We start from the raw sequence: 20,962 nt of genomic DNA, 5'->3' as shown, positions 1-20,962 counted from the left end.
GCTGCTGGCGGACGCGATTGCGCCGGCCCGCCTGGCGGATGAGCAGGGCGTCTTCACTGACGCCTCGGCCCGCATTCTGGCAGTGGGCGGGGCCTGAGGCTGTTCCGAACCGGAGGTGGCGCGATCTTGGTGAGTCCGGGCGGAGCGTGCCTGTCATCGGCGATACTGATGCGTCAGTGATCTCTGTTAGCGATCTTGTCGCGGGACGCGGCCCTCAGGGTGATCACGACAGCTGGTTCTGGTGTGCGTCGATGAAGGAGTCTCGTCAGGTGGCGACCGCTACGGAGTATCCGCAGGACGCAGAGGGCGGTACAGAGCGGACTGCGGCACTGCCGCCGGTTCCCGAACCCGGACAGGTGGTGAAGGTCCGGGGCTCCACGTGGGCTGTGTCGGACGTCCGCCGGCAGGGCCTGCCGCGGAGCCCCGCTGACGAGGGATCGCCTGGGCTCGCCCACGTCGTGAGCCTACAGTCGCTGGATGAGGACCGGCTCGGCCAGGAGCTGACCGTCGTGTGGGAGCTGGAGGTCGGGCACACGCTGCAGCCGGACCAGGGCCTGCCGGAGGCGGTGCGGCCGGACGCGTTCGATGACCCGAACACACTGGCCGCTTTCGTGGACGCGGTGCGCTGGGGCGCGGTGACCTCCGCGGACGCGAACTCCTACCAAGCCCCCTTCCGTAGCGGTGCGAACGTAGAGGCGTACCAGCTCGAGCCACTGCGTCGCGCTCTGCAGTCCTCCCGTACGAACCTGCTGCTCGCCGACGATGTGGGCCTGGGCAAGACCATCGAGGCCGGCCTGGTCGTCCAGGAGCTGCTGTTGCGCCACCGGGCGCGGACCGTGGTCATCGTCTGCCCGCCGAGTCTGTCGCTTAAGTGGCAGGACGAGATGCGGGAGAAGTTCGGCCTGGACTTCGTGATCGTCAACAGCGAGCTGATGGCGAAGGTTCGGCGCAGTCACGGGTTGAACGCCAACCCGTTCCGGCTGTTTCCGCGTGTGATCGTGAGCATGTCGTGGCTGCCGTCGCTGCGAGCCCAGCGCCTGCTGCGTGATGTCCTGGCCGACGTGGGGAAGACCTCCAGCGCCCGGCGTTTTGCCTTCGACGTGCTGGTGGTCGACGAGGCCCACCACGTGGCTCCGGCAAGTCCGACGACGGCACCCGGCCAGCGCGGATACGCCGTGGACAGCCACCGTACGACGGCGACGAAGGCGCTGGCGGAAGTCTGCGAGCACCGGCTGTTCCTCAGCGCGACCCCGCACAACGGCTATTCGGAGTCGTTCACCGCGCTCCTGGAGATGATCGACAGCCGTCGGTTCACCCGCGGCGCGAGCATCGACCAGCGCGCTTTGCGCGAGGTGCGGGTCCGCCGGCTGAAGAGCGAGCTTCCGGACAGGGGATTCAAGTCCCGCAAGCTGTTGACGATCCCGTTCACGCCCTCCGAGGACGAGCAGGAGCAGTTCGACCGGCTGGCGCGGATGCTGGCGGAGGCTGCCCGAGCGAGAGGCAAGGGGAAGGGCGGCGACATCGTCGCGATGCTGCTCAAGAAGCGCTTCCTGTCCAGCCCGTGGTCGTTCGCCCGAACCATGGAGCTCTACGAAGCGGCTGCGGCCGGCGACCGGCAGTTGGAACTGGACGAGGGCGAGTACTACGCCGAGGTCATCGGAAGCGGACAGTCCGATGAGGAGGAGGGCGAGGCCGAGCATCCCGAGTTCACCGCGCTGCGGCACAACAAGGGAACGGACCCGCTGGGCGGTGCCATCAGCAGCGAGGCCGCCTCGCTGGTCCAGTGGGGCTCGCGTTACGAGCACAAGCCGGACTCCCGGCTGGAGGCACTCATGGCCTTCCTCGACGCGCACTGCCGGACCTCGGACGGCCGACACTGGACCAACGAGCGCGTCGTGGTGTTCACCGAGTACGCCGCGACGCTCGACTGGATCGCCGGCGTACTCCGGCAGCGCGGGTACAAGGACGTGCTGGAGACGATCCAGGGATCGACCCCGATCGAGGAGCGTGAACTGATCCGTGCGCGGTTCACCGAGAGTCCCGACAAGCATCCGGTGCGGGTGCTGCTCGCCACGGACTCTGCGGGGGAGGGCATCGACCTCCAGGCGCACTGCTATCGCCTGGTGAACTTCGACATCCCGTTCAACCCGTCCCGCCTGGAGCAGCGCATCGGCCGGGTCGACCGGTATGGGCAGACGAAGAACCCGGAGATCTACCACTTCAAGCCCGTGACCTCCTCTTCCACGTATGCGGCGGACATGGAGTTCATGGGGATCATCGCCAGGAAGGTCGGCACGGCGACCCAGGACCTGGGCCAGGTCAACCAGGTCATCGACGCCGAGGTGCAGGAGCACTTCAGCCCGGCGGGGAGCGCGCGCAAGCCGCGTCTGGTTGCGCCGGACGACGGCGGCGAGGCCGTGACCGAGGCCCTGGCTGGCGGAATCGAGCTCAACCGGCAGCTCACCGAGCTGACCGCGACCTACGAAGAGCGCAAGGTGATCATGCACCTCACGCCGCCGAATGCTCGCCGCGTCGTGGACACCGCGCTGACCCTGGACGCCCAGCCGCCCCTGGTGGAGATCGGCGACGAGGACACCGACGCTCAGGTGTTCGAGGTCCCGAACCTGGGGCGCTCCTGGCAGCCGGCCCTGCGCGGCCTTGACACCCGTCTTCAGCCTGGTGTTCTGCGCCCGATCACCTTCGACGACAAGGCGGCGGCGAAACGCACGGACCTCGTGCACATCCACCTGGGCCACGCCCTCATGCAACGCGCCACCCGCACCCTGCGCGGCGCGCTGTTCAGCGTGGACGCGCCCGTCAACCGGGTCACCGCTGTCGTCACACCAGGATTGCCCGAGTCCTGCGTCGCCGCCGTGTCCAGGCTTGTTCTCGTTGGCCGCGGCGGGCTGCGCCTGCACGAAGAGGTCTTCCTTACCGGTATCCGGCTGCGGGGCCAGGCGCTCGCCGAGTCCAAGGTCGAGCAGGTCCTAGACGAGACCCTCGACTCGAACGACCTTGTCCTGGCGGACGAGCAGGTACGTGCCCACCTCGCCGAGTTGTGGAACGCGGACGACGCCCGGCTGCGTACCCGGCTGGTGAACGCGATGAAGCGCAAGAGCGAAAGCCGCCAGGAGAAGGTCACCGAAGCACTCAAGCGGCGCCAAGAGACCGACATTGCCCGCGCTCACGAGATCTTCGGCGCGTTCCGGATCAATCTGCGTGATTCCCGCGACCGGCTCGAACGGGAGATCCAGGCTCAGGAGAAAGAGCTCCTGTTCACCGACGACCAGCAGAAGCAGCGCCGCCGCGACCTGCGGAACATGGACGAGCGCCTGGAGAACCTGGGCGACGAGGAAGCACGCGAGATTGCCGCAATTCGTGAACGCTACAGCGACATCCGGCCCTACGTATCGGCTGCCGCCGTCGTGTTCGCCCTGACCCCCGAAGACGCCAAGAACGGAGCGGTCCAGGCATGAGCAGGAAGTACGCCCCGACCATCGCCGACCTCCACCGCGCCTGGCTCGCCCTGGTCGACACCGATGGCCCCTTCCTCGCCGTCCCCGCCCTCGAACGAGCCTGGCCCCAGGGCATCCCCCAGCCCGACGCCCGCGCGCTCGCCTTCATCAAAGACGCCAAGCCTGCCTTCGAGAAGGCGTGGGAGCGCTGGGACACCCACCGGGACGACGTAGCCGCCCTCGACGTCTACCGGGAGGCCCGCGACACCTGGGTGGACCTCGTCGTGCGCCAGGGCCTGCGCTGGGGCGCCTCGTACACCGTCCCCGCCCCGCCCGCTGCCGAGGTTCGCTCACCTGACCACGCAGTCAACGTTTGCGCCGACGGGGCACTCCTCTACGGCGAAAACATCGGGGCACTCGTTCTGCTCACCGACCCCGTCGACTCCCTGCGCGACCCGCTCACCGACGGCTGGTCCGCCAGCCCCATCGACCGCATGGAGGAGCTCCTGCGGACTTCCGGTGCCAGCATCGGCGTGGTCACCGACGGCCGCTGGTGGGCGATCGTCAGCGCCCGCCCGCAGACCATGGTCGCCTCGGGCATCGTGGATTCCCAGACTTGGATCGAGGAGCCCCAGGCCCGCAACGCCTTCATCGAACTTCTCCAGCGCAAGCGCCTCATCGGAGGCAAGGCCCAGGACCGGCTCACCGAGCTGTTCGGCGAGTCAGTCACCGCGGCCGAGAAGATCACCGAGGCCCTCGGCACCCAGGTCCGCCGCGCCGTCGAACTCATCGTCCAGGCACTGTCTGAGGGCGGCCTCAAGGCGGTACGAGGAGGAGAGCCCGACCCGCTGCCTGCACAGCGCGGCCAGATCTACGAAGCCGCTGTCACCGTCATGATGCGCGTCGTCTTCCTCCTCTTCGCCGAGGAACGCGGCCTGCTCCCCGAGAACCAGCTCTTCGCGATGGGCTACGGAGTCAGCGACGAACTCGACCAGCTCGACGCCCGGCAGAACGAAGAAGGCGACCAAGCACTCGACGCCACCTCCCTCACCTGGCACCGCCTCCTGGCCACCTCCCAGGCCCTCTACCGCGGTGCCACCTTCGAAGACCTGCGCCTGCCTGAGTACGGAGGCTCCCTCTTCGACCCCGCCCGCTACCCCTTCCTTACAGCCCGCAGCTCCCAGGGCGCCCTGGCCATCACGGTCAGCGACCGCGTCATGCTCGAAGTCCTACGCGCTGTCCAGATCGCCCAGCTGCCCGGCGGGGCCCGCCAGATCTCCTTCCGCGACATCGACGTCGAACAGATCGGCTACATCTACGAGGGCCTCCTCGGCTACTCCTGCAAGAACGCAGAAGAGATCGTCGTCTGCCTCATCGGCAGCGCTGGCGCCGAACCCGAGATCCCCCTCGCCACCCTCGAGGCCCTTGCCGAATCGAAGCGCACCGACGCGGCACTGGTCGACGCGATCCTCGCCTGGATCAAGCAGAACCAACCAGCCGCCAAGCCCCCCACCAAGGCAGCCCTCACCAAGGCCCTCCAGACCAGGGACACACTCGACGACGCCGACAACGCCCTACGCGACCTCACCGACGACGCCAGCCTGCGCGAGCGGCTGCGCCCTTTCATCGGGATCATCCGCCGCGACCTGCGCAACCGGCCCCTCGTGGTCGAACCTGACGGCGTCCTGCTAGTTGAGACCCCCTCGCGGGCATCGGCTGGGGCGCACTACACACCGCGCTCGCTTGCCGAGGAAGTCGTACTGCATGCCCTCGAGCCCCTCGTCTACTCGCCCGGCCCGCACCAGACTGCTGATCAGGATGCCTGGCGGCCGGTCTCCTCAGACGAAATCCTCGACCTCAAGATCGCCGACATCGCATGCGGCTCCGGTGCGTTCCTTGTCGCTGCGGCCCGCTTCCTCGCCGACCGGCTTGTGGAGGCATGGCAGCGCGAGGGCGTCGCGTACGGGCGCACCCCGCACGAGCTCACCGTCCACGCCATAAGGACCGTGGTAGCCACCTGCCTGTACGGCGCGGACATCAACGGCATGGCCGTGGAGATGTGCAAGCTGTCCCTGTGGTTGGTCTCCCTCGACCCCAAGCTGCCGTTCTCCTTCGTCGACGACAAAGTGCTTCACGGCAATGCACTTCTCGGAGTGACCGACGCGCGTCAGTTGCGAGACCTGCACATCGACCCTGCGACGGCTGGCAACCAGATCAGCGTCTTCGATCTGGACATCGACGGCATCCTGGGAAGGGCCGCGCGCTTGCGTCGTCAGCTCGCCAGCGAAGTCGATGACAACGACCCACAGCGCTCTGCCGCTACTAAACGGCGTCAGTGGCGGGACTACCAGCTGCTGGTTGCGCAGCTCTCGGACGTTGCCGATGGCGTGATCGCTGCTGGATTGACGCTGGGCGGCAAGCCGGGCAAGAAGCTGCGGGAGGTGTACGAGAATCTGCGGATTGCCATCGAGCTCGCCTACCCCGCCGGAGGTGGGGAACCAGACCGGAGGATGCTCGACGGCATCCTCGAAGCAGGGCTCGCTCCGACGGTCAAAACGGACTACACACGTTGGAAGCCGCTGCACTGGATCCTCGCGGTGCCGGACGTTATGGAACGCGGAGGCTTTGACGCGGTCATTGGCAACCCGCCGTTCGTCGCTGGAACGAGCATTTCAGGTGCCGTAGGGGGAAACGTTCGCGATTGGCTCAACTTTGTCACCGCCGGCGGAAAAGGGGGTGGCCGGGCGGACCTCGTCGCCTATTTCTTCCTGCGTGCCGCTTCGTTGTTGACGCGTCGTGGAGATATTGGCCTCCTTGCGACTAATACCATCGCGCAAGGCGATACTCGGGAAACAGGACTAGACCAGCTGGTTGCAAATGGTGTCACTCTGACGCGTGCAATCCAGAGCCGTAGATGGCCTGCAGCGAGTGCCAATCTGGAGTATTCGGCAGTATGGGGCACTTTCGGTGCTGTCGGGCCTGAAGCTGTGCGCATGGTAGATGACGAACCTGTCCAGCGGATCTCAACCCTGCTGGAGCCCGGAGGTCGGGTCGAGGGGCTCCCAATCAAGTTGGCTGAGAATCGAGGAATTACATTCGAAGGATGCAAGCCATACGGTGGCGGCTTCGTGGTGGAGCATGACGAGGCTGTGCAGTGGATTGAGGAAGACCCGCGCAACACGGAGGTTCTGTATCCGTACCTCAACGGTGAGGACCTCAACTCCCGGCCGGACTGTGCAGCGTCCCGGTGGGTCATCGATTTCAATGAGCAGTCGGCACAATCTGCCGAGGAATATGGGCTGCCATTTGCGCGGCTCCTGGAGACCGTAAAGCCGGAACGCGCACGAAAGTCCAAGCCGGTGAGAGAGGCGCCGTGGTGGCTCTTCTGGCGTTCTCGTCCTGCCTTGAGGGCGGCTATTGCTGAACTGGATGAGGTGCTCGTAATTGCGCTCACCAGTAAATCGGTAATGCCGATCCGCGTGCCAGTCGGCCAAGTTTTTAGTCACGCCTTGGCGGTCTTCGCGACGGATTCGTACGCCGACCAGGCGGTTTTGTCCTCTTCGCTTCATCAAGTCTGGGCAATTACGTACGGTTCTACAATGCGGACGGATGTGCGCTATACGCCGTCTGACGTATTTGGCACGTTCCCCCGGCCGGGGGGTAATGCGGAAATTGCTGAGATCGGAAGAGCTCTTGACGCTGAACGTCGAGAGGTGATGCTCCGTCGCGGCCTCGGCCTTACCAAGCTCTACAACCTGGTCAATACACCTGATGTCGCCGACTCTGCCGATCGTGACGTTGCCCGCCTCCGTCAGATTCACGTAGACCTCGACCGGGAGGTCATGGCCGCCTATGGCTGGGACGAGGTTCCGCTCGACCATGGCTTCCACACGTACCGGCAGATGGAGCGTTGGACGGTGAGTCCGGCGGCCCGGGTAGAGATTCTGGACCGGTTGCTGGAGGAGAATCATCGTCGCGCCGCTGCTCAGAGTGATGTGACACTGGCGGATGTTGGTGACGAGGAAGAGGGCGACGAGTGACGACTGGATCTGCGGCACAGCCGCTTCGGCCCGCTGCCCGGCAGGAACAGGCGTACCGTCTCGCCCTCGATCCGGACGAGCGTTCCTGGACAGTGCGCGAGAACCTCGTCGATATCCTGGAGCGTGAACTTCTTGGCCCGGCAGGTGGTCCCGAGGAGATCATTGACGGCGTTCCCGACTCGGCGTATCTGATCGGTCGTATCGCCCCGGTCCGCCTTACCGCCAGCAAGGACGACCCCACTCAGTCGGATTCCGGCGAGGCCGCGACCGACGTTGGTGACGCCGTGGACGCGACCGAGAGCCGGGGCGTGCCTCTGACTGCGGTCGACGAGAGCAGCGCGTCCTCGGAGGAGGATGAGGCCGACGATCAGCCGCAGAAGCGCGGGTTGATGATCCCGGCGTCGATGGGGCTGCGCTGCCAGATTCCAAATGACTTGGACGTGTTCACTGTGACCGCGTCGTGGGGCACCTATGAGCCGGTGAAGGAGAAACAGGGCGAGGGTGCGGAACCGGCCACTGTCCTTCGCCGGTATCAGCGCATGCCGCATGAGCTCACTACTACGATCACGGTTGCCGACCTCCCGCCTTCTTGCACGACGACGTTCGTGCTGAAGGACAAGGTCTTGCTGCGCGTGGATCGCTACGACGATGCCGACCGCGACTGTCGGCTGATCGAGATCGCGCTGTGCAATGACCAGGAGACCCCCCGGAAGATCCCGGTGGAGGCGTGGCTCTACCAGACCAGGCTGTCTGTAGCGGCGCCCGACGGGGCGGCCGTGTTTCTGCCGGTAAACGACGTGCTGCTGGACACGCGTGAGGAGCCGGACGACGAACTTCGCCGCTTGCGGCTGCAGTACCGGAACCGGCTGGAGTTCGCGGTCGGCCGGACCTGCTCGGTGGACTGGGAAGTCGCCAAGGACGCACGTCGGGCCAACGAGGTGTGGACGACGTGGCTGCCGGTCTGCGAGACGCCGCAGACGGCGGCCGAGGAGATCCGCTCGGCCATGCTCGACATGCGCCAGCTGGAGCAGGCCACCCCTGATCAGCTGCGTGCCGGCCTGCAACCCATCATCGAAGGCTACGCAGGCTGGCTGGACGGGGAGGAGCAGCGGGCCAGCGGGCTGCCCGAGCATCTTCGCCTGGAGGGCCTTGATGCAGTCGCCGAGGCGCGCAGGGTCCAGCGGCAGCTGGCGGCGGGGCTCGACTTCCTACTGGCCGACTCCGAGGCATTGCGGTGCTTTAGGTTCATGAACCAGGTGATGGCCGACCAGCGCATCCAGTCTCAGGTGGCGCAGCGGCGCGCGAACCAGCCTGAGCACGACCGGGAGAGCCTCGACGAGGCTCGCGATGCCGTCCTCAAGGACGGGGAGCGGGAGGGCGAGGGGAACCGCGCGCACTCATGGCGTACTTTCCAGCTCGCCTTCATCCTGATGCAGCTTCCGCTGCTGTCCGACCCGGCCGCGGAGAAGCGGTCCGGGGATCTCGCGAAGGCGCAGCTGCTGTTCTTCCCGACCGGTGGTGGCAAGACGGAGGCGTACCTGGGTCTGGCCGCGTACACCTTCGCAATCCGCCGGCGCCAGGGCGTGGTGGATGCCTTCGACGGGCCGCTGGACGGCCGCTCGGGCGTGGCTGTGCTCATGCGGTACACGCTGCGGCTGCTGACCGCCCAGCAGTTCCAGCGTGCCACGACACTCGTGTGCGCGGCGGAACGGGCACGGATGGAAGATCCGGCGAGGTGGGGGGATGAGCCGTTCCGGATCGGGCTGTGGGTCGGTACCGATGTCAGCCCCAAGCGGTATGACGAGGCCGCCAAGCAGCTGGAGAAGGCCAACCAAGGGCACGGCTACCGGCTGACGGTGCTGCAGATCCAGCGCTGCCCGTGGTGTGGCACCCGCATTGAGGCACGGGATGTGCGGGCGGACAACGCTCTGCGCCGGGTGTATGTGTACTGCGGCGACGAGCTGGCCGAGTGCCCCTTTGCCGACGGCGGCGATGTGGCCGAGGGCCTGCCGGTCCTGACGGTCGATGAGGAGATCTACCGTCTCGCCCCTGCCTTCGTGATCGCCACGGTTGACAAGTTTGCCCGCCTCGCACGTGAAGGTGAGGCGGCGTCGCTGTTCGGGCACGTCTCGCGGCGCTGCGAGCGGCACGACTTCGTGCACCCCGATTACCCGCACTGCGCGATCAAGGACGGCAGCAAGCACCCGAAGAAGGACGGGCTGCCGGCCGCTGCCGTACACCCTGCGGCGCGGCTGCGGCCCCCGGATCTGATCATCCAGGACGAGCTGCACCTGATAACGGGTGCGCTCGGTACGACGGTCGGGTTGTTCGAGGTGGCCATCGATGTGATGACGGACTGGCGCACCGGTGACGGGCGCCGGGTACGTCCGGTGCTGGTGGCCTCCACGGCGACCGCCCGCAATGCGGCGGACCAGGTGCAGGCCCTGTACGGGCGGGACGTGACGATCTTCCCGCCGCAGGTACTGGATGCCGGCAACACCTTCTTCTCCAAGGAGATTGAGGTCTCCGAGAAGGCGCCGGGACGCCGCTATGTCGGGATCAGCACCACCGGGGTCCGCCTGACCACGGCGGAGATCCGTGTGGCCGAGGTCCTCATGGCGGGCGGCCAGCTCATGCTGGACCGCGCGGGCAAGGCGGCCGACCCGTACATGACGCTGGTCGGCTACTTCAGCGCGACCCGGGAGCTGGCCGGCATGGCCCGCTACATGGGCGACGACATCCAGACGGCTCTGGCCAAGGGCCGCCCGTGGTCGCGACTGCCCAGGCGCACCGGTAGCGAATTCGGCGTGCTTAACGTGGCCGAGCTGACCTCCCGTGTCTCCGGTGTCAAGATCACCTCCACCCTCGACGAGATGGCGGTGGCCTTCGACCCCGGCTATGACTCGACCGCCGGCAAGCGGAACCTGCGTACCTTGCGCGAGACGAAGGCGCGTGTGGTGGAGCGGGAGGTGAATCCGTACGACGTGGTGCTGGCGACGTCCATGCTCCAGGTCGGTGTGGACGTGACCCGGCTCGGGCTGATGCTGGTCGTCGGGCAGCCGAAGAACACCGCCGAGTACATTCAGGCCTCCTCCCGCGTCGGCCGTGACGAGGCCCGGCCTGGCGTGGTTGTCGCGCTGGGCAACTGGGCCAGGCCCCGCGACTTGGCCCACTTCGAGCAGTTCCGGCACTACCACGAGACCTTCTACGCTCAGGTCGAGGCGCTTTCCGTCACCCCGTTCTCGGTCACCTCGCTCGAGCGGGGGCTCGATGGCGTCCTGGTCAGCGCTGCCCGCGTACTCCAGGCCGCACGCGCCCAGGGGCTCTCTTCGGAGGACGGAGCCGACCGGATCGAGACCGAACGGCACTTCGCCGCCGATCTCATTGATGCACTGGTGCGCCGGGTGGCCAGGGCCGGGGATGAGGACGCGGCCGAGCGGGCCCGACACCAGTTGGAGAACCGGCTGGACCAGTGGAGCAAGCGCCGCAAGTACCTCGTCGAGCAGCGCAAGTCACTGGTCTACGAAAAGGTCATCGACGACACGCGGCACGACGCTCTCATGATGAGCGCGGAGAACGCTAAGTCCGGCATCGAAACCAGGGACGCGCCGCCGTTCATCGTGGCCAACTCGATGCGTGAGGTACAGCCCGAGATCAACCTCCTGGTCAGCCCGATCAAGGAACGACTCGTGTACATCGCACCCGTGACCGCGCCCCAGTGGGTGATGCCGGAGGAGAACTCGTGAGTGACCAGCAGCGCTTCGTCTACGACGCGGCCCGGGCCGTCGACCCGCTTGGTGACCTGGAAGAAGAGGCCGAGAAGCAGGCCAAGCACAACCGCGCCAAGGTCGGCTCCGCCCGCCCCTCCTCTCTGCTGTACACCTATGGTCCCGGCTCGATCATGGACCTCCCGCAGTTCACGATCATGTCCACCGGCCTGGATGACTGGGACCGTATCTGGCGCCGTCGTGATGCGGCTCCGCCGAGCATTCACGCGCCGCGGCTGAAGAACGTGGTGCGGATGATGATGGGCTCGAACGATGTCGAGCTGCGACCGCACCCGTGGCAGCCGAAGAAGTACGTCCGCTCCGCCGAGGGCAATGACCTTGGCGTGCCGGCCCGCGTCTTCCCCCAGTGGCTGCGGTGCACCGGCTGTGACCTGCTGGGGATGCTCTCCCAGTTCGACTACAAGAACACCCACCCGTTCCGCACGGATCTGGCCACCTTCGAGCACACCAAGTGCACCGGCCGCTCAGGCAGCCGCAGCCGCAAGGCGATGCGCCGCCCCGCGGTGCCCGCCCGCTACTTGCTGGCCTGCGTCGACGGACACCTGGACGAGTTCCCGTACGCCCTGTGGGTGCACCACGGTCAACCGTGCAGCAACGCCGAGCTCCCGGTACTCAAGATGATCGACCGGACCGCCGGCAAGGGTGCTTCCGCGGTCATCCGCTGTGAGTCCTGTCAGACGCAGCGGCCGATGAACGAGGCCCAGGGCGAGGCGGGCAAGGTGAAGCTGCCGGACTGCCGGGGACGCCACCCGCACCTGGACGCCTTCGACCACCGCGGCTGCCGCCACAAGACCCGCCTGATGCTCGTGGGCGCCTCCAACCTGTGGTTCCCCGCCACCCAGTCGATCATCGTCATGCCGGAGTCCCAGCAGGAGAAGGAAAGCGACCTGGCCGACCGGATCCGCACCACCCTCGGCGACAAGCTCGACAAGTACCGCCAGCACCTCGACATTCTGCGGGACCTGCTGGAAGACCGAGTCGATGTCACCGGTCTGACGGACCACGAACTCGCCGCGGCAGTCGAAGCTGCCTGTGCCCCCCAGGCCACACCGGAAGAGCAGGAAGAGAAGCTCCGGGACTGGGACCCGGTCGACCTGCTGGCGCCCGAGTGGCGACACTTGCTGCTGCCCATACTCGGAGCACGCAACGAAGACCCCAAGAGTGGTCTCACGCTGGCCGCCCGGGAACGCGGGGACACGCTTCGGCCCGAGATCACCCGCGTCCTGGCTGTGGAGAAGCTCCGCAAGGTCAACGCGCTGGTCGGCTTCACCCGCATCGACGACATGGATCGCGTCGGCGACCTGCCGCGCCGCCTGGCACCGCTTACCCGCACCCCACGCCCCACCTGGACCGTGGCGACTGAGGACCGCGGCGAGGGCATCTTCCTCCAGCTCGACGAAGACTCCGTCGCCGCCTGGGAGAAGCGCATCCTGGAGTCTGAGGTATGGCAAGCCCACGTTGAAGCGCACCGCAGGAACTTCCAGCGGCGCTTCTCCGAGACCGCCGAAAAGATCAACCCCGACAGCCGGCTCAAGCCCCCGCGCTACTGGCTGGTCCACACCTTCGCCCACATCCTGATTCGCGAACTTGCCCTGTCCTGCGGCTACTCCGCCGCGAGCCTCAGCGAACGCCTATACGCCTGGCCTGCAACCGAGAACCGCGACCCCGCCGCCGGACTGCTCATCTGCACCACGGCCTCGGACAGCGACGGCACCCTGGGAGGCCTCGTCCAGCTCAGCGAGCCCGCCCGATTCCAGCGCGTCGTCGACGACGCGCTCCGCAAGGCACAGCGCTGCTCATCCGACCCCGTCTGCTCCATGCGGACCCCGCACGACCCGGAAGACTTCCTCCACGGAGCTGCCTGCCACTGCTGCGTCATGGCTTCGGAAACCTCCTGCGAGCGAGCCAACCGCTTCCTCGACCGCCGCTTCCTGATCAACCTGCCCGGCAGCAATCTCGGGTACTTCTCCACCCATGAGTGATGCCCAGGCCGCCCGCCGCCTGGGCCAACTCCTAACCCAAAGCGAGGCCAAAGGGGTAGCTGACCGACTCGCCGACGGCGACACCCTCACCGCCGCACTCAAGGCGGTCGCTGCCGGCCACCGCGTGCAGGCCAGGAAGCACCTAGAGGTGATCGCCAGCGGACCTGGGGCAGCGGCCCAGTACGTTTCCGTCCTGCGCGCCGTGGAAGGCGCCCGGACAGTGCCCACCACGCTCACCCCGCTGTGGACGATGCCCGGCCACCTGGCCCGGAGTGGACCGCTCACCACCTCCGTGCCCTACCTCGTCGACAGCGCGCGCCACACGGTGACCTGTTCCACCTTCAACTTCCAGCGCACCTCGGGCCTGTGGACCGCCCTGCGCGACGCCGCACAACGCGCCGACGTCGCCGTACGCGTCTACCTCGACACCCACGCCGCAGACGGCAGCGGGTCACTCCGGACGCCGAGCACCACCGAGGTCGCCAAACACTTGAGGCCAGCACAGGTGTGGCGGACCAAGGCATTTGATGGGGCACCCGTCCGCAATCACGCCAAGTTCCTCGCCATCGACCACCACCTCCTCCTGGTGACCAGCGCGAACTTCTCCTGGAGCGCCGAGAACAACAATGTCGAATTCGGTGTCCTCATCGACAACCCCCACCTCACAGAAACAGTCGAGCGTGAGATGACCGAGGCGGAAGGAACCCTGTACGAGCGGGCATCGGCCGAATAGGCCAGATAGATCAGGCTGTGATCTCAGGGACCGTGGCGACTCTGGCCAGCCGCGCTGCTCGGCAGCAGTGGAGCTCGGCCGATCGCCTTGGCCGAAAACCGCTCCGCTCCCGCAGTAGCCGCGTCGGCCGCCGCCTGGCGCAGCCTGTGTAGCGACCACCGACTCGTCTTGTGAACTGTGCAGGCAGCGGGCTACTGTCCACCGGTGTCCAGTATTTCCGATCGTGTGCGAAGCCTGATGGAGCAGTCAGGCTTGGACCTCCACGACTTCGCCGAGCACGTTGACCTCGACGCCACGAAGCTCTCCGAAGCACTCAGCGGTACGAGCCCCTTCTCCGTGGTCGACCTCGCCTGCATCGCCGATGCCTGTGCGGTCTCCATGGACTGGCTGCTGACCGGAGCCGAACCCCCCCTGGTCGTAGCGGCGCGGACAACCACCGGCCAAGCCGCCGAGGCCCTGGAAGCCGCTCGGGAATACACGTCGCGACGTACGGACCTTGACACGCTCGGCTACCCGCAACCTTGGCGGCCCGTCACCGCAGCGGCGCGTGCAGGCAGCAGCTACGCCGCTCAGGGAGAAGCGCTGGCACAAGCAGCCCTCAAGGAGGTGGAGCGCCAAGGCCGGTCGATCACGGCAGGAAGCCTGGCGGAACTGATCGAGGAGACCTTCGGTGCCGACGTAGCCGTCGTCCGACTCGACGACGGATTCGACGGCCTCGCGGCCACGGCCGAGGGCACCAAGCTCATCCTCCTGGCCACCACCGCCAACCCCGCCCGTCAGCGATTCACCCTCGCCCACGAACTCGGACACCTCCTGGCCGGTGACAACCAGGATGTCCATCTTGACCAAGACATCTTCGGCCCAGCCCAGAAGAGGGATCCGGGCGAGCAACGTGCCAACGCCTTCGCATCGGCCCTCCTCATGCCCGAGGAGATCCTGCGAGCCGCAATCGCCCCTGGCCTGACCCGTGAGGGCTATGCGGCCCTGGTCTGCGACCTGATGGTCAGTCCCGCCGCGCTCGCCTTCCGGCTGCTCCATATGCGGCTGATCGATGCCGGCACGTCCGACCACTTCAAGCGGATGACGGCAAGCGAGGCGGCGCAGCTCGCAGGCCGCACCGAGGAGTTCGACCAGAGGGCTGCCCTGTCCCAGGCACCCCGGCTGCCCGGACTGCTCGTACGCGACACACGCGCTGCCTATGAGGCCGGCAAGTCGACGCTGCGTCCTTACGCCACACTGATCGGCGTCGACGTGGACGAGCTTAGGAACGAGCTCAAGCCGGAGCAGGACAACGGCGGTGACGCATGAGCGACTTCCTGTTCCCCGACAACACCGTCCTGTGCAACTTTGCCGCCGTCGAACGCCTCGGCCTTCTCCGCGAGGTCCTCGACGGGCGGGGGAGATGGACCGAAGCCGTGGCGCGGGAGGCCCGTAAGTCGGCACGGTGGCACTCAGCCCTGCAAGATCTCAGCCTGCATGGCTGGCTCGGCGAACCGATTCGCGTCACCGACCAGTCGGACAGAGCCAACATCCTGCGTATCCGCACCGCTGTGTTCGGCGGCTCGGCCGACCGTGTCTTGGAACACCTCGGCGAGGCCGAGACCTGCCATGTCATCAGTAACTGGGCCAAGTTCGACGGCTCTTGTTGGATATCGGATGACCGGGAATCGCTGTACTACGCACGCGAGGAGGGCATCCCGACTGCGGAGACGCTCGATGTGGTGCGCCTCGCTGCCAAGGCCGGCCTGATCACGGCGCAGAACGGGTTCGACCTCATGCAGCAGATGCGGGATGAGGACCGTCACCCCCGGATGCCCCGGTCTGTCGCCGACCTCGAGTAGGGTCAAGAACGGAAACCCTGTACGAGCGCTCGTCAGACTGATGGCAGCTGGCGACTTGGCGCGGACTGCCAGTTGGCTTTGAGGCTCCTACAGGTTGCGGCGGTAGCGAACTTCGGGCACGCACACTCCGTCGTAGTCGTCATCCTGGACGGCACCATCAGCGACATAGCCAGCTCGTTCGTAGAAGCGACGTGCCGTGCTGTTATCGGTCAGGACCCACAGCAGAACCGGGTCGAAGTTACGGGCAAGAGCGTGAGCGTGCACGGCTTCAAGTAGCGTGCGACCGATTCCGGATCCAAGGAGTGAGGGCTGAGCGTACAGAGCGTAGAGCTCACCCGCGGTCGCACGTGCTCCGGTCCCGCGATAGGGCCCGAGGCAAGCCCAACCCACCACTCTTCCAGCGGCGTCGACCGCCACCAGGTTGGTTGTGTCCTCCCTGGTCCTCTTGAAGTGGTGCCGACGATGCAGGGCATCTGCCTCGACCGTCATGCGATCGAGGTAGGACCGCGGCATGATCCCGGCATAGGCGGTCTTCCAGCCGGTCACTCGTATTGCTGATACGGCCGCAACGTCAGCTTCCGTCATCGCTCGTACGGTCAACATCTCAGCACCGTATGGGACCCATCAGCGTGATCGCCTGGGAATTTCGGTCGGACGCCCGCAGCGATTCACGCGCAGGAGCTCAGCCCAGAAACCACAACTTGCGAACAAAGCCGCGTCAGCGGAGTCGCTGCGGCGGATAAGTCCTGCCGAGACCGGCAGGAACGAAGTCTGCCAGTCTGGACCGCCACAGCTGGTGCACGCGCCAGTGGTCAGGAAGAGCGGACCCGGACGTCGAGTACAGCCTTGATGGCCTGGACGTTGCCGGCGGCGAAGGCAGCCAGCTCCGGTGGCATCAGATCGAGCTGCCCGATTGCCTCCGTGGTGAACGGTACACGGACAACCTCGTAGCCGCCCCGCTCCGGCTTGTCGAACTCGGCTCCAGTACGTGCCTCGATGTCCATCCGCTCCAGGCGCGCGGCGAAGATGTGCTGCACCCCCACGCCGTCCTCGAGCACATCCGTGATGAGGTGCACCAGCTCCGCTCTGCTCAGCTTACCTCCGAGCTCCTCGAACACCTCGCGGTGGAGGGCGTCCTCGATGCTCGGGTCCGAAGCCTCGACGCCGCCACCAACTGCCACCCAGTACGGGTCGCGGCCCGGCTTCGTGCGCTTCATGAGGATGAGCTCGTCGCCGTCCAACAAGATGGCCCTGGCACTGCACCTGGTGATCGGCATCCCTAGACCTCTCGCTCGTGGTGAACGTTGCGACATTGCTTCGATGAGTCCCGCCGCCGTCCTGGATGCCGGCCGAGGGGGAATGTCAGGTCACTCAGGCTGCTGTCCGCCAGGCTTCGACAAGCGAGCGTACTGAGGGGAACCGCCCCGCTGGGTCTGCTGCTGTGGCTCGTTGGGACACGGCCAGCTGGCCGCGGCTACCGCGCCACTGATTCTCCGCGTCGCCGGCGTCAAGGAGGAGTCGCAGAGCCCTGCCGAGGTTGAACACGGTCGTCCGGACGTCGATGACCGAGCCCCGTACGAACTCTTCCGGCGCCATGTACCGGCTGGAGCCGGGGAGCCGGTCGGCGTCCAGTGTGAACGGGCCCTGCCGGTACTCGTCAAGGTCGCACAGCCTCATCCCCCGCTCTTCGAAGTCGTACAGCATGCAGCCGTCATAGAGGTCGACGGCCACGAGCCCCGCGGCCTCCACCGCGAGATGGGCATCCAGAACCGTGTCCAGGGCGGCGAGGACCTCGGGGAGCGGAAGCCTGCGGAAACGGGCCATGGGGCTGTCGGGCGCCGTTCTGCCTCCGCCTTGTGACCTGGTGGGGTGGTAGAGGACTTCGCCTGGCACCCAGGGGTAGACGAGGGCCAGTCCCTCATCCGTCGTGATGCTGTGAACCAGGGGCGTGATGGCTGGGTGAGATACGGCTTGGTGCACGCTGAGGGCTCGACGCAGCGAGGACACCGCCGCGGGCGCTGAAGCGTTCTTCACGAACCAGCTCCGCCCATCGACAAGGACGCCGTACGAGACACATCCGGAGTCCTGATCGGCGAACGTGCGAAAGATCGTTCCGATGTCCGCAATGTAGGCGTCGACTGCGGCTACGTGGGCGACGTCAAGGAGGGGGTGCGGCGTCATGCTCGTGATCGTGCCAAGTCTGGTCCGACGCCGCAGGGAGTTTCCCGTTTGAGGCATGAATCCGCGCCCGGCCCGGAGGATTCCCCCACGGCAGACATAGAAGAGGCGCGATGGAGCGGAACGCTCTCCGGGGCCATGTGGGCTTCCGGCAGTTCTCCACCGCCGCCTGAACATGGTCGATCGGGCGGCAGCCACCGCCCTTGTCCTTCGCTGGTCAAATTATGTGCCGTAGCCGGGCAAGCAACATCGGATGGAGCGGCTCCAACGAGTATGCCAACCGTCCACACGCTGCGTGTGTCCGCCGGCACTGCAGAGACATCCCGGGGCCAGGAGGCTTCCATGGCACCCGTGAACGCTCCGTCGAAGGAGCCGTCGCCCTTCAGGTGGAAGAAGGAGGCGGCGGCCAGAGGCTCCAGGTGGGGCTGGTCGTCGGATACTGCCGACCGGAGGGCTGCCACGAGCGCACTGCCCGCCGATTCGTACGACACGAAGGTTGAGAGGCGTTCTCAAGCACGTAGCACCGCGGGGTCGACGTCCACGTTGTTCTCCATCCTGATCGCCTCGGCTGTTTCGGAACACCGAGTCTTTCGAAGGGCCACCGATTAGGTCGCGAACGGCGTAGCGGCCATCGACAGGCAATTCTCGTAGCCCAGTTCGCTGGTGGCAGACCGGCGTCCGGGCCCAATGAGTGGAGATCGCACCGCAACCCATGTCAACGTAATGATCTGACTTAAAGCCGCAGGGCAGGGGATATCCGCATCCTGGATGAGTGCGGGTCGTCCGGCTGTTTGGATGGGGAGGTGCATGGCACGACACAAGATCAAGGTCACCGGAATGCACGAGGGCGGAACGGTGTGCCCGCCGGCGCACGAGCACACGAGGGGAGGAATCCCGCTCACCGCAGGGTGCGCTGGCCGGTCCCGGTACCTGGCTACGTGCGACTGCGGGAAGTGGAGCGGGAGGTCATCCACCAAGTCGTACGCGGCTGAGATGGGCAAGAGGCACCGCAGAGCGCAGGCCTGACCTGTCGCTCGCGGTGGAGCCCGAGCAGGGGTAGTTCGGCGGTGGCCTGCGCAGCAATTGGTGGCGCGGGGCTGCTATCACCCGATCCGTGAATTCGGAAATCACGGATTCTCCGGATCATTGGATCTGTCCGCAGCGGCTGTGCTTGGCGGTGGAGCCGCGCGGACGGCTCGGTTATCCCTCGCTCTGGTGCTTGGCACCTCGATGTCCTAAGGAGCTCCCTGTGCACTCACGCTTGCTCTCGATTCCCGCTGTCGCAGCCGCCCTGGATGTCGATCGACGCACGGTATACCGCTTCATCGCCGCTGGGGACCTGCCTGTCGTCGACCTGCGTACCGGCACGGGGCGGTCTCGTGTACGCGTCCCTGTTGCTGGCCTCGACGAGTTCATCAGCAGCCGAATGGTGGCTTCTGCGGCGGCTCGCCACTAGCCCTGCCCTGCCGCCTTGGCCTCTTCACTTCCGAAGTAAGGAACAGTTCTGTACCTGCGCAGATTGAAAACCGGTAACTGGCAGGCGACCGTCCGCAATCGGGCTGGAGACCGATTCAGTGAATCGTTTCCGCTGAAAATGCAGGCTCGGACCTGGGGCCTCGACAAGGAGGCCCAGTTCGCTCGCGGAACCCTGCGCGATCCCCGAGCGGGCGAAATCTCCTTCAGGGAGTGGCACGACAGATGGTGGAGTGCGCGGGTCGTAGAGCCCCATACCTTGCGCGGAGATGCCTCCAGCATCAAGAACCAGGTTCTGCCCCATTGGGCAGCCTGGGAGATGGGGGCTATTACGGGCATGGACGTCCAGACTTGGATCCGTGCGTTGATGGAGAAGGGTGTGGGGGCCTCCGCGATCAAGCGTGCCTATAACCTGACGTCGTCAATCATGCGCGCGGCTGTGGACGACGACGTGCTTGCGGTGAGCCCCTGCCGCAGCATTGACCTGCCCGCCATCGCGATCAAGCCGCCGCAGTGGTTCACGCTCGACCAGGCGCAGAGCGTCTTGGACGAACTCTCCGCACCGTGGCGGACCATGTGTCTGTTGGGCTTCTACACGGGTCTGCGCTGGGGTGAACTCGCCGGCCTACACAGCCATCGCATCGACCGGCGCCGCTCGCGCCTGTTCGTGGTGGAGGTCAACACCAAGAGCGGGATCAAGGAGTACCCCAAGAGCTCGAAGAGTCGCCGGGAAGTGCCCCTTCCGGGCCATGTCCTGGAGGCGCTCGAACGCCAAACCCATCGGCTTGAGCGGGACGCACTCGTCTTCACCACCACTACCAAGGGCCGTGCTGGGCGTCGCCTCGATGACGGCAACTGGAGGCGGCAGACCTGGTGGCCCGCCGTGGGCGAGGCCTCCTTCTTCGACGCGGACGGCGAGCAACAGCCAGTCCCGCACTACCCCCCGCACTCCATGCGCCACACCTGCGCGTCGTGGCTCGTGCAGAAGGGAGTCTCCCTGTATGAGGTCCAGCACCTCCTCGGCCACGAGAGCTTCCAAACCACTCAGCGCTACGCTCACCTGCAGCCGGACGTCCATAAGGCTGTCCTCGGGGCGTGGGAGCGCCTGGAGGCCCCACTGATCATCGCCGCATGAACGACTCTGCGCCCTGTCCGTCACGGACAGGGCGCAGTCGTTCTTGAGCCCGGCGATTCCCTCCGACTTCCTCGGCGGGCCTTTTGGCCGTCCGAATGGGAACGGGCAGGCGTGGGGGAGAGCGCCAGCGGTGGGGACCCGCTGGGGCGCCGGCGGCCTTCCCCGAGATCGCGTGCCGCGGGATCCGACTCCTGCTGGACGAACCACGAGTGGGCGGCCAAGATAGGAGTTGCGGCATGTAACTACTGACCTTGAAGTCGTCTTGTCGTAGGGGCTGACGGTTGCTGATTGTCGCGGTATGCCGGAGGTATGAGGTATCCGCAGGGTGGGGGTCTGA

General features: G+C 66.3%; 12 protein-coding genes. 9 read left to right on the top strand and 3 right to left on the bottom strand.

Going from position 1 to position 20,962, the window contains the following annotated elements; translation table 11 throughout:
- The first annotated feature begins 251 nt into the window (after positions 1-251).
- From drmD to ACFY04_RS41105, 7 genes are all read left to right on the top strand, one after another.
- Complete coding sequence (gene drmD, locus ACFY04_RS41135; protein ID WP_389125826.1) at positions 252-3,476, top strand: DISARM system SNF2-like helicase DrmD; 3,225 nt, start codon at positions 252-254, stop codon at positions 3,474-3,476.
- On the top strand, positions 3,473-7,495 hold the full coding sequence (locus tag ACFY04_RS41130) for an Eco57I restriction-modification methylase domain-containing protein (RefSeq protein ID WP_389125803.1): 4,023 nt from the start codon (positions 3,473-3,475) through the stop codon (positions 7,493-7,495). Before drmD ends, ACFY04_RS41130 begins: the two co-directional genes overlap by 4 nt.
- Complete coding sequence (gene drmA / locus ACFY04_RS41125) at positions 7,492-11,241, top strand: DISARM system helicase DrmA (RefSeq protein WP_389125798.1); 3,750 nt, start codon at positions 7,492-7,494, stop codon at positions 11,239-11,241. Before ACFY04_RS41130 ends, drmA begins: the two co-directional genes overlap by 4 nt.
- Positions 11,238-13,265, top strand: coding sequence for a DrmB family protein (drmB, locus tag ACFY04_RS41120; protein WP_389125795.1), 2,028 nt, complete (start codon positions 11,238-11,240; stop codon positions 13,263-13,265). Before drmA ends, drmB begins: the two co-directional genes overlap by 4 nt.
- Complete coding sequence (gene drmC, locus ACFY04_RS41115) at positions 13,258-13,998, top strand: DISARM system phospholipase D-like protein DrmC (RefSeq protein ID WP_389125792.1); 741 nt, start codon at positions 13,258-13,260, stop codon at positions 13,996-13,998. The genes drmB and drmC overlap by 8 nt, the downstream gene beginning before the upstream one ends.
- Before the next feature lie 252 nt (positions 13,999-14,250).
- The gene (locus tag ACFY04_RS41110; protein ID WP_389125789.1) at positions 14,251-15,306 is read left to right on the top strand and encodes an ImmA/IrrE family metallo-endopeptidase; all 1,056 of its coding nucleotides are present in this window, start codon (positions 14,251-14,253) and stop codon (positions 15,304-15,306) included.
- The gene (locus ACFY04_RS41105) at positions 15,303-15,839 is read left to right on the top strand and encodes a hypothetical protein (RefSeq protein WP_389125787.1); all 537 of its coding nucleotides are present in this window, start codon (positions 15,303-15,305) and stop codon (positions 15,837-15,839) included. The genes ACFY04_RS41110 and ACFY04_RS41105 overlap by 4 nt, the downstream gene beginning before the upstream one ends.
- A gap of 87 nt (positions 15,840-15,926) precedes the next feature.
- Here ACFY04_RS41105 and ACFY04_RS41100 read toward each other — a convergent pair whose 3' ends face one another.
- From ACFY04_RS41100 to ACFY04_RS41090, 3 genes are all read right to left on the bottom strand, one after another.
- Positions 15,927-16,442 carry a GNAT family N-acetyltransferase gene (locus ACFY04_RS41100; protein ID WP_389125784.1) on the bottom strand — a complete coding sequence of 172 codons (516 nt, stop codon included), beginning with the start codon at positions 16,440-16,442 and terminating at the stop codon, positions 15,927-15,929.
- A gap of 209 nt (positions 16,443-16,651) precedes the next feature.
- Positions 16,652-17,116, bottom strand: a complete 465-nt coding sequence (locus ACFY04_RS41095; protein ID WP_389125781.1) for an NUDIX domain-containing protein — start codon at positions 17,114-17,116, stop codon at positions 16,652-16,654.
- Positions 17,117-17,210: 94 nt separating this feature from the next.
- Positions 17,211-18,020, bottom strand: coding sequence for a serine/threonine protein kinase (locus ACFY04_RS41090; RefSeq protein WP_389125780.1), 810 nt, complete (start codon positions 18,018-18,020; stop codon positions 17,211-17,213).
- Between the two features lie 1,111 nt (positions 18,021-19,131).
- On the opposite strand from ACFY04_RS41090, the gene ACFY04_RS41085 reads away from it, so the two are divergent.
- Together ACFY04_RS41085 and ACFY04_RS41080 are read left to right on the top strand one after the other, a co-directional pair.
- Positions 19,132-19,473 carry a helix-turn-helix domain-containing protein gene (locus ACFY04_RS41085; RefSeq protein ID WP_389125777.1) on the top strand — a complete coding sequence of 114 codons (342 nt, stop codon included), beginning with the start codon at positions 19,132-19,134 and terminating at the stop codon, positions 19,471-19,473.
- A gap of 354 nt (positions 19,474-19,827) precedes the next feature.
- Positions 19,828-20,625: a tyrosine-type recombinase/integrase gene (locus ACFY04_RS41080; protein WP_389125774.1), complete on the top strand. Its 798-nt coding sequence runs from the start codon at positions 19,828-19,830 to the stop codon at positions 20,623-20,625.
- Positions 20,626-20,962: the final 337 nt, after the last annotated feature.

Origin of the sequence: Streptomyces sp. NPDC001549, from assembly GCF_042894025.1 — a bacterium.
Taxonomy (GTDB): Bacteria; Actinomycetota; Actinomycetes; order Streptomycetales; family Streptomycetaceae; genus Streptomyces; species Streptomyces kutzneri.
Note: the sequence above shows the minus strand (reverse complement) of the source record. Positions and strands in the feature narration are given on the sequence as shown.

Excerpts from the sequence above, each read along its gene's own strand:
- drmD (WP_389125826.1), top strand. The coding sequence starts at position 252 with ATGAAGGAGTCTCGTCAGGTGGCGACCGCTACGGAGTATCCGCAGGAC.
- ACFY04_RS41090 (WP_389125780.1), bottom strand. The coding sequence starts at position 18,020 with ATGACGCCGCACCCCCTCCTTGACGTCGCCCACGTAGCCGCAGTCGAC.
- ACFY04_RS41130 (WP_389125803.1), top strand. The coding sequence starts at position 3,473 with ATGAGCAGGAAGTACGCCCCGACCATCGCCGACCTCCACCGCGCCTGG.
- drmC (WP_389125792.1), top strand. The coding sequence starts at position 13,258 with ATGAGTGATGCCCAGGCCGCCCGCCGCCTGGGCCAACTCCTAACCCAA.
- ACFY04_RS41080 (WP_389125774.1), top strand. The coding sequence starts at position 19,828 with ATGGACGTCCAGACTTGGATCCGTGCGTTGATGGAGAAGGGTGTGGGG.
- ACFY04_RS41100 (WP_389125784.1), bottom strand. The coding sequence starts at position 16,442 with ATGTTGACCGTACGAGCGATGACGGAAGCTGACGTTGCGGCCGTATCA.
- ACFY04_RS41095 (WP_389125781.1), bottom strand. The coding sequence starts at position 17,116 with ATGCCGATCACCAGGTGCAGTGCCAGGGCCATCTTGTTGGACGGCGAC.
- ACFY04_RS41105 (WP_389125787.1), top strand. The coding sequence starts at position 15,303 with ATGAGCGACTTCCTGTTCCCCGACAACACCGTCCTGTGCAACTTTGCC.